This window comes from Streptomyces sp. NPDC102514 (genome assembly GCF_055584525.1).
Map to the genome: position 1 here is coordinate 1 of NZ_JBVJLW010000030.1, position 14830 is coordinate 14830.

The 14830-nt window shown below is 70.3% G+C and carries 10 protein-coding genes and 1 pseudogene; 2 read left to right on the forward strand and 9 right to left on the reverse strand.

What is annotated here, in order from left to right; all coding sequences use genetic code 11:
* The 3 genes from ACZ60E_RS42685 to ACZ60E_RS42695 form a co-directional block, all read right to left on the reverse strand.
* Positions 1-317: alpha-amylase family glycosyl hydrolase (locus ACZ60E_RS42685; RefSeq protein ID WP_469447671.1), on the reverse strand; the 317-nt coding region annotated here is incomplete at its 3' end.
* Positions 314-2362: an alpha-1,4-glucan--maltose-1-phosphate maltosyltransferase gene (locus ACZ60E_RS42690; protein WP_469447673.1), complete on the reverse strand. Its 2049-nt coding sequence runs from the start codon at positions 2360-2362 to the stop codon at positions 314-316. The genes ACZ60E_RS42685 and ACZ60E_RS42690, both read right to left, overlap by 4 nt.
* A gap of 68 nt (positions 2363-2430) precedes the next feature.
* Positions 2431-2721, reverse strand: coding sequence for a DUF5133 domain-containing protein (locus ACZ60E_RS42695; RefSeq protein WP_385835198.1), 291 nt, complete (start codon positions 2719-2721; stop codon positions 2431-2433).
* Between the two features lie 309 nt (positions 2722-3030).
* Between ACZ60E_RS42695 and ACZ60E_RS42700 the strand changes: the two genes are divergently transcribed.
* The gene (locus ACZ60E_RS42700) at positions 3031-3543 is read left to right on the forward strand and encodes a pep a2 (protein WP_469447675.1); all 513 of its coding nucleotides are present in this window, start codon (positions 3031-3033) and stop codon (positions 3541-3543) included.
* Between the two features lie 143 nt (positions 3544-3686).
* Here the strand turns inward: ACZ60E_RS42700 and ACZ60E_RS42705 are convergent, their stop codons facing one another.
* The 5 genes and pseudogenes from ACZ60E_RS42705 to ACZ60E_RS42725 all read right to left on the reverse strand — a co-directional run bounded on the left by ACZ60E_RS42705 (position 3687) and on the right by ACZ60E_RS42725 (position 12661).
* Positions 3687-6713: a glycosyl hydrolase gene (locus ACZ60E_RS42705; RefSeq protein ID WP_469447677.1), complete on the reverse strand. Its 3027-nt coding sequence runs from the start codon at positions 6711-6713 to the stop codon at positions 3687-3689.
* Positions 6714-6889: 176 nt separating this feature from the next.
* Complete coding sequence (locus ACZ60E_RS42710; RefSeq protein ID WP_469447679.1) at positions 6890-7486, reverse strand: hypothetical protein; 597 nt, start codon at positions 7484-7486, stop codon at positions 6890-6892.
* Between the two features lie 61 nt (positions 7487-7547).
* Positions 7548-9461, reverse strand: a complete 1914-nt coding sequence (locus tag ACZ60E_RS42715) for an AMP-dependent synthetase/ligase (RefSeq protein WP_453795218.1) — start codon at positions 9459-9461, stop codon at positions 7548-7550.
* A 129-nt stretch (positions 9462-9590) separates the two neighbouring features.
* Positions 9591-10421: pseudogene (locus tag ACZ60E_RS42720) on the reverse strand (ThuA domain-containing protein); the annotation flags it as partial.
* Between the two features lie 44 nt (positions 10422-10465).
* Positions 10466-12661, reverse strand: a complete 2196-nt coding sequence (locus ACZ60E_RS42725) for an RICIN domain-containing protein (RefSeq protein WP_469447681.1) — start codon at positions 12659-12661, stop codon at positions 10466-10468.
* Positions 12662-13022: 361 nt separating this feature from the next.
* Here ACZ60E_RS42725 and ACZ60E_RS42730 point away from each other — a divergent pair, with 361 nt between their 5' ends.
* The gene (locus ACZ60E_RS42730) at positions 13023-13865 is read left to right on the forward strand and encodes an alpha/beta fold hydrolase (protein ID WP_384814284.1); all 843 of its coding nucleotides are present in this window, start codon (positions 13023-13025) and stop codon (positions 13863-13865) included.
* Positions 13866-13917: 52 nt separating this feature from the next.
* Here the strand turns inward: ACZ60E_RS42730 and ACZ60E_RS42735 are convergent, their stop codons facing one another.
* Positions 13918-14712, reverse strand: coding sequence for an NPP1 family protein (locus ACZ60E_RS42735; RefSeq protein ID WP_469447683.1), 795 nt, complete (start codon positions 14710-14712; stop codon positions 13918-13920).
* Positions 14713-14830: the final 118 nt, after the last annotated feature.

Genomic DNA, 14830 nt, shown 5'->3' on the forward strand with positions numbered 1-14830 from the left:
GCGGCGTCGACGAATTCCACGAAGTCGGCGAGGTCGCCGAATTCGGGGAGGACGGCGGTGTAGTCGGAGACGTCGTAGCCGCCGTCGCGCAGGGGTGACTGGAAGAAGGGGGGCAGCCACAGGCAGTCGACGCCGAGCCATTGGAGGTAGTCGAGTTTGGCGGTGAGGCCTTTGAGGTCGCCGATGCCGTCGCCGTTGCTGTCCTGGAAGGAGCGGACGAGGACTTCGTAGAAGACGGCGCGTTTGAACCATTCGGGGTCCCGGTCCTTGGCGGGGGTGTCCTCGAACGTGTCCGGTACGGGTTCGTTGACGATCATGTGGGTGACCCTCCGGTGGGCGGTGAGGACGGTCGCAGGACGGTCAGTACGTGCGCGGCCCGGTGGCCGGGCGTCAGGCGTACGTAGTTGGTCCTGCCCCAGGGGTAGATCTCGCCGGAGAGCTCGTCGCGGACCGGCAGTGACGCGTGCCAGTCGAGGCCGAGTCGTGGCATGTCCAACGAGACCGTGGCTTCCTGGGTGTGGTGGGGGTCGAGGTTCACGACCACCAGAACCGTGTCCGTGCCCTCGCGCTTGCTGTACGCGATCACGGCGTCGTTGTCGGCCTGGTGGAAGTGGACGTTCCGGAGCCGGCGCAGCGCGGGGTGCTCCCGCCGGATCCTGTTCAGCGAACCGATGAGCGGTGCGAGGGACGTGCCCGCCCGCTCGGCGGATTCCCAGTCCCGCGGTCGCAGCTGGTATTTCTCCGAGTCGAGATAGTCCTCGGTACCGGCTCGCGCCGCGGTGTTCTCGCACAGCTCGTATCCCGCGTACATCCCCCAGGTGGGCGAGAGCGTCGCCGCCAGCACGGCCCGGATCTCGAAAGCGGGCCGGCCGCCGTGCTGCAGGAACTCCGGGAGGATGTCAGGGGTGTTGACGAAGAAATTGGGCCTCATGTAAGCGGCCGCGTCACCGGAGAGTTCGGTGACGTATTCGGTCAGTTCCTCTTTGGTGTTGCGCCAGGTGAAATAGGTGTAGGACTGCTGGAAACCGATCGCGCCGAGCGTGTGCATCATCGCCGGGCGGGTGAACGCCTCGGCCAGGAAGATCACATCGGGATCGGTGCGATTGATCTCCCCGATCACCTCTTCCCAGAACATGACCGGCTTCGTATGCGGATTGTCCACGCGGAAGATCCGTACGCCGTGGCTCATCCAGAACCGCAGAATGCCGAGGGTCTCCTCGACCAGGCCCGGCATGTCCTCGTCGAAGGCGATCGGATAGATGTCCTGGTATTTCTTCGGCGGGTTCTCCGCATAGGCGATCGTGCCGTCCGCCCGGTGCTGGAACCACTCCGGGTGCTTCTCCACCCACGGGTGGTCGGGGGAGCACTGGAGCGCGAAGTCCAGGGCGACTTCGAGCTGAAGGGCGGTCGCGGCGCGTACGAAAGCGTCGAAGTCGTCGATCGTGCCGAGGTCGGGGTGAATGGCGTCGTGCCCGCCCTCCGGCGAGCCGATCGCCCACGGGACGCCGACATCCTGGCGATTCGCCGAGAGGTTGTTGTTGGGGCCCTTGCGGAAGGTCGTGCCGATGGGGTGGATCGGCGGCAGATAGACGACGTCGAAACCCATGCCGGCGATCGCGGGCAGCCGCCGGGCCGCGGTCCTGAACGTGCCGCTGACCGGCGGTTTCCCGGGCTCGACCACCGCGCCTTCCGAGCGCGGGAAGAACTCGTACCAGGAGCCGAACAGCGCCCGTTCCCGTTCCACCAACAGGGGGAGCGGGGCCGACCGTGTGATCCGCTCCCGCAGGGGGTGCCCGGCGAGTGCCGTGTCCACGTCCGGGGTCAGGGCGGCGGCGAGACGGGCGGACGGCGGCCGGGCATCGTCGCGAAGGGCGTCCGCGGCGGCCAGGACTGCCGCCCGCCCGGCGTCGCGCGGCACCCCGGAGGCGGCCCGCTCGTAGACCTCGGCGCCCTCCTCCAGGACCAGGCCCACGTCGATGCCGGCCGGGATCTTTATGCGCGCCGACCTGCGCCAGGCGGAGACCGGGTCCGACCACGCCTCCACCCAGTAGGTCCACTCGCCCACCGCCGTGGGCGTGACGTCGGCACCCCAGCGGTCCGTACCGGGGGCCAGTTCCCGCAGCGGAGTCCACGCGCCGGTGCGCCCGTCGGGGCCGCACAGCACGACGTTCGCGCCGACCACGTCATGGCCCTCGCCGAACAGGGTGGCGCTGACCTGGAAGGTCTCGCCCACCACCGCCTTCGCGGGGCGGTTGCCGCGGTCGACGGACGGACGGACGTCGACGACGGGGACGCGGCCGATCTGAACGACGGTCGTGCGGCCGATCGGGGGGACGTGGCCGCCGGCCGGGTTCTCGGTCATGTGATTCATCTCCGTCGTCGATGTCCTGGTCCAGGTCCGTGGTCACCCACGGGTCGGTGGGTTCTTTCCTAGGTCGCGGGGCTCACCACGAGCTGGTCGGAACGCCCCGGAAGCGCGCCGATCGGCGGGCTGTGACCGGCCCGTTCGCGGCGCCGCGCCGAAGTGGCCGACAGATAGCGCTCGGCCGCGTGTACCGCCTCACGTGCGCAGCGTTTGCCCATGAGAACGCAGAGCGTGTAGCCCGTGTCCTCGAAATTGCCTCGCGCGCCGTGGTCGGCGGGGGCCGCGAGCATCATGCGTTCCCAGGCCCGGTACAGCTCCAGCAGCCTGGCGACCTCGTCCTTGGCAGGCAGCAGCATCGCACTGGTCACCTTCCATTCCCTCGGATGCGCACGGTTCGCCCGGATGTGCGTGATGGCCGTGCACGCGGAGGCGCCGACCGACTGCGGCGGCCGACACCTTCACTCATGGTGCACGTGCGGACACACAACGTCCTGTTGTCGCTTCAACGACATTGGGTCGTCGCTCGGGTTGCACGAATGGAGTACCGCTCGCACTGTGGGAATGACTCAGAAGCGATCACTGCTCACGCTCTGCATTCAGGGCTCGGCCCACCGGGGCGAGGAGGAGGGAGAGCTTCGCCGGTTGCCGGTGAGGAGCCAACGACGATGAAGACCGTAGTCCCCTGCTACTACCACCTCGACGTGGAGGTCAGTCCGGAGCGGGTCGATCAGGTCAGACGCATTCTGGCCGCCCACCTCCGGTACTGGAACCTGGAGAACCTCGTCGAGCCCGTCTGTCACTGCGCGGAGCTGCTGCTGCGGACGATCGACGCGCACGCGACGGACAAGAACACCACGCTGGAGATGTGGTGGAACGGCCAGCACCTCATCACCGCGATCGCGGACATCGACGGGAAGTCCCACCCGGAGGCCGCGACGCGGGGCTGGCTGGCGCACGTCGCCGCGCTGAGCGACGGCTGGGGGTGCTGTGCCACGGGCAGTGGCGGACGGATCGTCTGGTTCTCCCGCCGGGCCCGTGCCATGGAACGCTCCCCGCTGGTCCCGGCCGCACCCGCGCCCAGCCTGCGCGAATCCCGGCGCGCGCCCCGCGAACTGCCGGTACCGGAACTGGCGGTGCCGGCGCCCGAAGGGCCGCTGGTGGGCGCGGCGACGGAGTGACGGCGACGGAGTGACGACGGCCGCGTGACGACGACCGTTCGGCCCGCGACCACCCGGGCGGTCGCGGGCCGAACGGTTAGCCGTCCGCAGGACCCGGCCGACCGGACGCCGTAGGCACGGCGCCCGGTCGGCACCGGACCCGATCAGGCGATCCGGGCCTCCCCGTACGGGACCAGCCGGACCGGGCCCAGCAGGCCGTACGCCGCCCGGGTCAGACCGCCGTACACCGCGGGGTCGCTGATGCGCAGGCGGTTGGCGAGGGGGGTGGCCACCTCTACCTCGATGGTGTTCGTGCCGCGTTCCAGCAGGTCACCGAGGTCCACCACGGGGTGGATCTGATCGACCGGGTCCAGCCGGTGGCCGTTGACCGTCACCCGGCAGGTGTCCGTGACCGCCCCCAGCTCCAGACGCGCGCCGTGTCCGCCGGTCCAACCGCGGCCGAGGGTGAAGGTGGTGCGGTAGCGGCCGATGCCCGAGACATCCGCCAGCTCGGGGATCTGCGACCAGGGCACCAGCGCGTCCAGCGTCACCTCGTGCTCGACGACGGTCGTCCTGGTGGCCGAGGCACCCGGCCGCCAGTCCTGGACACGCAGGTTCCACGACGTCAGTTCCCTCGGCTCCGGGATGTCCTTCAGCGTGGCGCTGACGGCCCGTCCCTTGGAGAGCGAGGTCCGGTACGTACCCGCGGTCGTGGCACGCACGGTGAGACCGGCGTCGGTGAAACGCACCTCCTCGGCCTCACTGTCGACGGCGTACGGGCGGGAGCCGTTGCGGTCACCGAAGAGCCCCGGCCTGCCGATCGCCACGATCAGGATTTCCGCGGGCTGGAGCGTGACCCGCACGGTCACCGCGTCGCCGTCCTCCGTGTAGCGGGCGACGCGCTCCGCCTTCCCGGTCCACGGGTCCAGCAGGTACGGCACCCCCTTGGCCGTGGTGCGGTGCAGGGTGACCTCGTGGTCGATCGCGGCGACCGCCGGCTTGACCGTCTCGGCGTGCTTGCCGTTGCACAGGTAGTAGTAGTCGACCCCGTCGGCCACCCGGTGGGCGTTGAGAAGCGTCGAGGCGTTCGCGTACGTGACGTCGGGCCGCACCCCGAGCGCGGTGAGCGCGTCGCCGACGAGGGTCTTGTCGGTGACCGTGCGGACCAGCGGCCGGGCCAGCAACTCCCCTACCACGGAACGCAGTTCGTCGCTCTCGCCGGTGTCCGGGACGCCGGGCGGCACCACCGTGTCCCAGGCGCCGAGCAGCACGATCGGAAGCCCGGCGCGGCTGAACCGCAGCAGGGCGCGCGCGTCCCGCAGGGCGAGCGTCACCGTGGACCCGTAGAAGAAGTCGCCCTCGACGAACAGGGCCTTGTACGCGGGGCCGTCCGGTGCGAGGCGTCCCTTGCGTACGACGGCGGACGGCAGGTCGAGGAGCGGGCCGCTGAGGAACTGGTGGCTCCAGCCCAGCGTGATGCCCGTGGCGGTGAACCAGGACGCGCCGATGCCGGTGGCCGTGTAGCCGGTCTGCCGGAACACCGCCACGTCCGCCTTGGCCCTGCCGGTCTGCAGCACCTGGTGGACCCGGCCGAGGTAGCCGGATACGTCCGGGACGTGCTTCCAGGTGGGATGCCGGGGACCCCAGGACTCGCCGTATCCGGCCACCCCCTTGTACGGGGTGAAGGCCGCGTATCCCGGCCAGTTGACGCCGGGGAACTCGGCGTAGGAGAAGCCGTGGACGACCGTCTGGTTGACTCCGGCGGCGTAGGCGCCGCCCATGGTGCGCAGGAACTTCTGCCAGGTGGTGCTGTACGCGCCGCCCGCGTAGGCGCCGGCCTCGCACGAGAGCACCGTGTTCCCGGCCATATCACGGCCACCGGCCAGGCAGCGGTAGTCGTCGAGGTTCTTGAAGCCCAGCGACTCGCCCTCGGGGATGTCGAGAATGCTGGCCGAGGCGATGGCGTCGGTCTGCAACCCGTAGGGCTGGGACCGCAGTTGGAGGCCGAGCGAGTGGGCCCAGGTGCGCAGCGCCGTGACGTGGTGCCTGTTGAAGAGGGTGGAGACCGTCTCCCAGAAGTCGTGCCTGATCTGGCGGGTGACGGCGGCCTCGAAGGCGTACACCTGGTTGCTGTTGTCCAGGACCAGGGCGGGCAGCAGCGGCAGCAGGGAGCGGCCGGTGTGGTCGCGGAACGCGTCGGGCAGGGCCGGTGTCCACTGGAGTCCGTCGGTCTCCAGCTCGATGGAGTCCTCGAAGAGCGCCCCGCCGGACACCTTCAGCAGGCGGCGGACGGACTTCGTGAGGATGTGCTTCTCCCAGAAGTCGGTCACCGCGCGCGTGCCGGCCGCGCTGAAGTGGTCGACGACGTAGGCGGGCGGGTCGGTGTGCGGTCCCGCTTCCGGGGTCTGGCCGGAGCCGCGCACCCAGTACGAGATCACGACCCAGGTGCCGTCGTCGGGCGCGCTCCAGTTCAGGGCGCCGTCGGCGACGGTGGAGGTGAGGTCGCGCACCGAGCCCAGGTCGAGGCCGGTCTCCTTGCGGGTGGAGTTCGCGGTGTTCACCCGGGCCGCCTGCACCAGGAGCAGCCGCTGCGCGGTCACCCCCGACGCGGCCTCGTGCACGGGCTTCGGGACGGGGCCCGAGAACGCGGCGCCCGGGGCCAGGGTGGCCGCTCCGTGGGCCAGTTCCTTGACGGCCGCGTCGCTGTCGGGGGTGATGCCGGGAACGGCGGCGGGCCAGCTGGGCCCGACGGTGAGGTCCACGGTCAGACCGCGCCGGGCGGCCTGGCTCAGCGCGGCCTCGACCCCCGCGACCCACGCGGCGGTCCCCCAGCCGTGCCGGGCCGTGTCCAGCGAGGAGGTGTCGCTGATGCTGTGGTGGACGGCGGCTATCTCGGCGCCGCCGAAGCCCGCGTCGGCGATCTGGTCGATCTCCCGTCTGATCTCGTCCGGCTGCACCAGGCCGTCGGGCCACCACCAGCGGAACTTCGGGCGCACCGCGCGGCCCGGCTCGGCGAAACGCAGGGAGGAGGTGCCGGCGGCTCCCGAGGAGGCGACGGAAGCCGAGGCGCTGCCGGGCGCCGCCCAGTCGATGACGCCGGCGGCGGCCGCCGTGGCCGCCGTGGCCGCCGCGGCGGCGAGGACGGTACGGCGCGGGAGCCCCGTCCGGGGAACTGCGGTGTGGTCGTTCATGGTTCTTGTCCACTCTTGGAGGGCAGCACAAAGAAGACCCCTGAGGGGCCAGGGAGAGTTGAATCGTTTTAATCGCTACGACGCTGCGAAAGTAAGTCGCTCGATCAAGAGGCGTCAAGAAGCGTGCACGACACAAATTTCTGCGCGGCCGGGCCGGACAACCCGCCGGAAGCTTGCTACCGGCGGATGTTCCGCACCTCGCCGAAGCCGTCCGTCGGGCTCCAGCGCAGCCGCGTCAGCCACTCGGTGGACGAGCGCGTGAACAGCAGGTCCCCGGTGCCGGCCACGGGCGCGGCCTTCTCCCAGCCGTCGAAGTCCTTGGTCGCCCTGGTGTGCCAGGCCGCCGGGTCCCGCGTACCGACCGCGGCGACCGACTCCGTCGGCGGTTCGCCGTCCGCGCAGTACACGCCCCAGTTCGCGATCGCCGTGACCGTGTCGCGGAAGGTCTTGAGCGTGATGCTCCGGCAGGCGTCGCCCTCGGTCGCGTACACCAGCCGGGGCTTGCTCCACGGTCCGCCCGCGGTGTCCTGGTGCTGCTCCATGAGGCCGCGCCCGGCCGCGTAGTACATGCCCAGGCGCCCGCCGTCGGCCCAGGGGACGTCCTCGACGAAGCGGGCGTGCGACGGGGCGGGGGAGGCGCTGCCGGTGTCCCCCGTGCCCTCGCCCCCGCTTCCCGGATCCGTGCCCCCGCAGGCAGCGGTGCACGTCAGCAGTGCGACTGCTGCCGCCGTCGCCGCCCGGGCCGAGCAGCGGGCACCCTGTACGCGTCGCATGTGTCTCCCCGGGCTCGCCGTGCGGGCAGGGTCCATGGGATCACGACCTGGCGGCGCCGGATCACCCGAAGACGTTGTCCGTCTCGTCCCAGCTGAAGGGATCGGTGGTGGGTGCGGGCGGCAGCGCCCGGGGCGTGCGCGACGACGACTGGTACATCGCCTCGATCTCGGCCGCGTACCGCTCCGCGATGGCGTCCCTGCGCAGCTTCATCGACGGCGTGAGCAGCCCGTTGGCCAGGTCGAACGCCTCGGGCAGCACCCGATACACCCGGATGGACTCCGAGCGCGACACGGTGGAGTTGGCCGCGCCGACGGCGCGGTTGATCTCCTCCCGCAGGGCGTGCTCCTCGCGCAGCTCGCGGTCGTGGACGTCGCCCGGCACCGCGTGCACCGAGCGCCAGTGGGCGAGGTACTCGGGATCGAGGGTGATCAGGGCCCCCACACAGGGCCGGTTGTCACCCACGACGACCGCCTGGTGGACCAGCGGATGGACCCGCAGGCGCTCCTCCAGGGCCGCGGGGGCGACACTCTTGCCGCCGCTCGTGATGACGATGTCCTTCTTGCGGCCGGTGATGCTCAGATAGCCCTCGTTGTCGAGCTGCCCGATGTCCCCGGTGGCCAGCCAGCCGTTGTGGAGCGCGGCCCGGTTGCCCTCCTCGTCGTTGACATAGCCCTGGAACACCGAGGGCCCCCGGACGAGGATCTCCCCGTCGTCGGCCACATGGATCTCCGTGTCGGGCAGCGGCTGTCCCACGGTGCCGAACTTCTCGCGGCCGACGGGCTGGGCCGTGATGCCGCCGCTCGTCTCCGTGAGCCCGTACCCGTCATGGACGAAGATCCCGATCCCCGAGTAGAACAGGGCCAGTTCACGGTTGAGGGGGGAGCCGCCCGAGACGGCCCCGCACACCCTGCCGCCCAGGGCCGCGCGCAGCTTGCGGAACACCGTCTTGTCGTAGACGGCGTGCTGCAGCCGCAGATCGAGGCCGGGTCCGGGGCCCGTGCCCAGCCGCTGCCGCTCGGACGCCGCGGCGAAGTCCTGCGCGGTCCGCACGGCACGCTCGAACAGGGCGCCCTTGCCCGCCGCTTCGGCAGTGCGGAGGAAATTCTTGTACAGCTTCTCGAAGACGTACGGGACGGCGTAGAGATAGGTGGGCCGGAACGACAGCAGGGCCTCGGCCAGGGTCTCCGCCCGCAGGTCGGGCTCGTGGCCCATCAGGATGCCGCCGCGCATGCACAGCCCCTGGATCATGAGGCCGTACACGTGGGAGAAGGGCAGGAAGGCCAGGACGGCGGGCTGCTGCCCGGGCGGCGCTGCGGTGTGTCCCCACCCGGCCAGCAGGGTGTCGCAGGGGCTCGCCAGGCTGCTGTGGCTCAGCGCGCAGCCCTTGGGGTGTCCCGTCGTGCCCGAGGTGTAGGCGATGACGGCCGTCGAGTCCGGCAGCACGATCCTGCGCATCGACTCGACGGTGGTGACCGGCACCCCCAGGCCCGCCTCGGCCAGGTCCGCCAGCGCCCCGGCGTCGAGCTGCCAGACGTGCCGCAGGGCCGGCAGTGTGGCGCACACCGAGCCGACCGTCATGATGCCCTGCTCGTCCTCCACCACCACGGCGACGCAGCCCGCGTCCCGGAGGATCCACGCGACCTGCTCGTGCGAGGAGGTCGGATAGATCGGGACGATCTCGGCGCCCACCGTCCACAGGGCGTAGCTGAGCACCGTCCACTCGTAGCGGGTGCGTGCCATGACGGCCACACGGTGGCCCGGGAAGATCCCGGCCGCGATGAAGCCCCGTGCCACGTCCAGCACCTGGTCCCGCAGCTCGATCGCGGTGACCTGCGACCAGGCTGCGGGAGAGGTGTCGGAGCGGCGTGCCAGTTGCGGCAGGAAGGGATCGCGTTCGGCTGTCTCGAAGAGACTGTCCGCGAGCCCGCCCTGCATCAGGGGCGAGGTCTGTCTGGATACTTCCAAGGGGTGCATGTGCCGCTCCAGAATCTCCTCAGAGCGCCCCTCCGATGGAGTCCGGAATCGAGGGCGTTCGAAATCTAGCCCACGACGGCGGGAGTTGGGTCACGAACGGACGATCGACCTGTCCTGATCTCGTTGCGCTGCGCCACCGAGCCACTTCAGTCCGTCGAGCAGAAAACGGTTCTGGGAGGCACTGGCGAAGGTCGACGACAACGGGGTGTTCGTCGCGTAGTCCATCGCGTTGTGACCGACGTTCGCGTAGAGCATCCGGTACTTCGTGTTGGTCCACAGAACCGGGTAGTAACCGCTGTACCAGGTCTGGTTCGGATCAGTGCCCACCGGGAAGCTGCTCTGGTCGATGGAGGCCAGGATCCTGATGTCCGGATTGCGCCGTAGGTCGTTCGACCAGCTGTACCACTCGTTGACGGACGACGCGAAGGTGGCGGGCAGGTTGCCGGTGGAGGGATGGGTGCGGTCCTCCACCCGCAGAGTGGCCGACGTCGGCCCCCAGGTGTTCGACTTGAAATTGCCGCTGCCGAGGAACTGCTGGTGGTACCAGGGCCATTGCTGCGCCTCGGTCGTGAAGGCGGAGACGTGGAAGCCGAGCCAGCCGCCGCCCGCGCGCATGTACCGCTCGAACCCGGACCGCTGGGCCGCGCTCTGCGGCAGATCGTCGAGGAAGAGGACGACCTGGTACGCGTCGACGCCCCTGTTGGACAGCAGGTTCCAGTTGGTGCTCGCCGTGTAGGTGAACCCGTTCTCGGCGGCGCGGGCGGGGAACCACTGGTTGGCCTCGCGGGTGAAGCTGATGTGCGCGGCGTCCCACGTACCGCTGTAGAGGGCGAGCACCTTGAAGGGTGCCGCCTTCGGGGCCGCGTGGGCGGGCGGCGCCGCCAGTCCCAGCAGGGTCGCCAGCAGGACGAGCACCTGCAGGGCGATGCGCACCGGCCCGGACGTTCTGATGCCGTTCATGATGTGCCCCTTCCTGTACGTCGACTCGTTGTGGATGTGAGCCGTCACGGGTGGCTGACGAGGTTGGCGACGTTGGTCGCGGAGTTGGACGGCCCGCCGCGGTCGTTGACGACGTGGCGGATCGTGCCGGTGCCGCCGAGCGAGACCGTCACCATGCTGCGGAAGCGCACGTTCGCCGCGTTCGGTGCCTCGATGGCGTGTTCGGCGGTGACGGCCGGGTTCACGTTGAAGTAGCAGTAGCTGCCGAAGCCGTACACCTGGTGGCTGGTCACGGAGCCCGCGACCTTGTAGGCGGCGTAGCCCTGCGTGGAGCCGTTCATCCAGGCCGCCTGGTTGGGCGGGTCGTAGGGCATCTCGTTCTGGTAGAAGTACGTGCGCCCGCCGTTGCCGTTCCAGATGGTCTGGTGCTTCTGGTAGTGCTCGACGAACAGGCCGTACATGGTGACGTCGTCGCCGTTTACCACGAGCCCGGTGTCGGCGGTGTTGGTGTTCCAGCCGACGCCGTTGCCGTGGTCGGCGCGCCAGATCCACAGATGGTCGCCGATGACGTCGTCGCTGTTGACCGTGAGACTGGTGGTGGCCTTGCCGACGGCCGCGCCGCCGACCCGGAAGAACACGTCGTGCAGGGAGCTGGGGTCGGCGCCGTGGTCGGCGGACGAGCCGCCCGGGCCCATCTCCAGGAGCTGCGCCGAGTTGGTGGTCCCCGCGTCGAAGAGGATTCCGGCGAGCTTGATGCCGTCGACGTCCGCGACCGTCATCGCGGTCACGCCGTTGTCCGGTATGAACGTGGCGAGGCCGAGGCCCAGGACGACGGTGTCGGGGCGGGTCACCTTCAGGGTCTGGTTCAGGTGGTAGACGCCCGGGGTGACGAGCAGGTTCTTGCCCTGTGCGAGGGCGTCGTTGAGCTGCGCCGCGGTAGCGCCGGGCTTCACGACGAAGAAGTCCGACAGGGGCAGCGAGGTGCCCGCCGGGGTGCCGCCCGCCCAGGTCGTGCCGCGCGAGTCGGTGCGCACGGCGGGGACGAACACCTTGTACGCGCCGGCCGCGTCGACGTACAGGAAGGGCTTCTCGCGGGAGACGGGTGTGCGGTCGACCGTGGTGTACGGGGGACTGGGGAAGGTGTTCGCGGGGGCGTTCTGCGCGCCGACGAAGACCATGTTCCAGTTCGAGCCCGTCCAGCTCGACCACTCGGTGTTCCGCGACAGCCACTGCTGCTGCGAGCCCGACCTGACCTGCCCGTCGATCTTCGTGTCGGCCATGAAGCCGCCGCTCGACCAGCCGCCGTCGTCGAGCTGGAGGTTGCCGCGCAGATGCATCCGGCGGTACGGGGCCGCCTGCGAGACGGCCCAGCGGTCGGTGCCGGAGGCCGGTGTCACGGACAGGTTCTCCGCCGAACGCCAGAAGTTCTGGGTGGCGTTGCCCTGGAACCAGTCGGCCTCGGCGTGCACCGCGCCCCGGATGTTGACGTCGTCGGGGGAGAGGCCCAGACCCGCGACCTGGGTGTAGAAGCCGACGTTGGCGTCCGCGTCGTAGGTGCCCGGCTTGAAGAGGAAGGCCTTGCGGGCCGTGCCGAACTGGTTGGTCTCCTGCTGGGCGAAGGCCGCGTTCAGGCTGCTCTGGATGGTGGCGGCCGGGGTGGACGGGTCGAACACGGTGACGTTCGGGCCCAGGTCCGGTGTGCCGGGCGGCTGTTGGGCGTCCACGGGGTCGACGCGGAAGGACTGGGCCGCGGAGCCGTTGCAGGTCCACTGCTGGAGCTGGACGCCGTCGGCGGTCGACGCGCTCGGCACGTCGAGGCACTTGCCGCTGTTCCGGTTCACGAAGTGATAGGTCGTCCCGCCGGCGTCCGCGACGGGCTGCCACTGCTGGTTCGTCCCGCCGCCGTACGTCCACAGCTGCACGGCCGCGCCGTCGGCGACCGAGACGTCGGCCACGTCCCAGGTCTTGGTGGCGTCGGCGCGGTTGTCGACCCGCACCCGTCCGTCGGAGGTGTCGCGCAGTTGCCACTGCTGGGCCTGGCTGCTGTTGCACGCGTACTGCTGGACGGCGGTGCCGTCGGCCGTTCCGGCGCCCCGGGCGTCGACGCACTTGCCGCTGCCCGCGTTGACGACGGTGGCCCAGCCGGTGGGGAGGGCCGCGGCGGCCTGCTCGGCCCGCGGCGCGGGCGGGGCCGCCGCCACGGCGCCCGCCGCCGACGCCACCAGGGCGAGAGTGGTGAGCAGGGTGGGTATCCGGGACATCCGGGGTATCCGGCGGCCTGGTGATCTCGGCGATCCGACCGGTGATCCTGTCGATCCGAACACGGATTCTCCTGTGCGTGGGGGGTGGGGGGTGAGAAGACGACGTACATGAATGTGTTCACAGACATGAACGATGAGCGCATTCGTGGAATCTCGGCGATCGGTGAACCTAAAGGTCTGAACCAAGCGCGTCAAGATGTGAAGCAAAGACGGCCGACAATCGCCCGGACTCCGCAAGGAATTGAAGGCGACGAGATCTCTGGAGGGGCGGTCCGCGGTACCCGTCACTACGATGAAGGGGATCGTCGCGCCGCCCCCCGGTCGGTGTGCGAGGGGGCCGACCGACGTCAGGAGGGCCGCCGTGAGCACGATCGCGGTGAAGGCCGCCCAGCTGAGGAGCGGACTCGTCCTCCCGTACGCGGAGGCGGGGTATCCGGAGGGCGCGCCCGTCGTCTTCGTGCACGGCCTCGCGGACTCCTGGTGGGCGTTCGAGCCGCTGCTCAGACAGCTCCCCGCCGCCCTGCACGGGTACGCCCCCACCCAGCGCGGCCACGGCGACGCCGAACGGCCCCCCGACGGCTACGGCCCGGAGGACTTCGCGGGGGACCTGGTGGAATTCCTCGACGCGGCGGGCATCCGGCGGGCCGTCCTGGTCGGCGCGTCGAGCGGCGGTGTGGCCGCGCGGCTGGTCGCGGGCAGCCATCCCGACCGGGTGGCGGGTCTGGTCCTGGCGGGCGTCCCGGCCGTCCTCGCCGACAAGCCGGCCGCCGTCGCGCTGGGGGAGCAGGTCAAGAACCTGGCCGACCCCGTGCCGCGTGCCTTCGTCGACGAACTGCTCGCCGGTCTCACGGCCCGCCCGCTCGGGCGCGGACTCCTCGCGACGATCGCCGAGGAGAATCTGAAAGTGCCCGCGCGGGTGTGGCAGGAGACCCTGCGCGGCCTGCTGGAGACGGACCTGGCGGCCACCCTGAAGGGAATCCTCGTCCCCGCGCTCGTGCTCTGGGGCGACGCCGACGGCATCCTGCCGCGCTCCGACCAGCAGCGGATCCTCGACACGCTCTTCGACGCCAGGCTCGTCGTGTACGAGGGCGCGGGGCATGCCCTGTACTGGGAGGAGCCCGAACGGCTCGTCCAGGACGTCGCCGCCTTCGCCGCCGAGGTGCTGCCCGACCGTCCCGACGGCCGGACAGCACCTCGTACCTGACGTGCGATCAGAACCTGCTCAGGTGCCTGCGCTGCTCAGGTCCTGACGCCGATCACGCGTTGGGGTCGAACGCGATCCCCGACGGCTTCGCCGACGAGAGGTGAGAGTTGAACGTGCTGTCCTTGATGCCGAGCGTCGCACTCCCGAAGTTGTACGAGGTCAGCGTGTCGCGCAGACTGCCCGGGTAGCCGTTCCAGCCGACCAGCGGGGGCCGCTGCCAGGTCCCCTTGTGGTTCTCCGGCGGCTCGTCGCCCGCGGTCGCGGCGCGGAAGCAGTGCGTGCTGATCCCGTCCTTGTGATAGACGACCTTGGCGTGCGTCCCGTCCCAGCGGATCGCCGAGCGGTTGTGGACCGTGAACGAGCCGTGGTTGGACGTCGAGACGTACTGCGCCTCGTTGTTCTGCACCCAGACCACGACGTGCTCCCAGTCGTGCCGGTGCCCGCCGAGCCCGCTGCCGGCCACCGCCTGGTCCTTCTCGAAGTAGGACCCGTAGACGATCGCGCACCAGCCGTTGTTGCACTTGGAGCGCGAGTACGTGTTGACGCTGTCCAGGTCGGACGCGTCACGGCACTGGCCGTTCAGGGCGCCGCTCGGGTTGAGCCCGCCGTTGACCGTCGCGTCGGGGCCGATGGCCGACGTGGCGTAGCAGCCGTCGGTGTCGTAGTCGTAGGTGGGCTGGAACGTCGAGTCCAGCGCGTCCGCGTTGGCGGGCAGCGCGGGGGGCGGCGCCGCCAGGGCGGTGGCCGGGAATACGAGGACCAGAGCCGCGGCGCCCGCGAGTACGCCGAGCGACTTCCGGCCCAGACGCCGGGATCCGAGGAACTTCGATGCCGGTCTGCCGTTCACAGGTGTCCTCCTCATCGGCCCGTGCAGGCCAACGCCCTTTGTGACATGTGCAGTTCAGAGTCGCGGATTTTCACTCGCGTGCCAAGAGGCCCCAGAGGTAACAACGGTTACGGAGCGC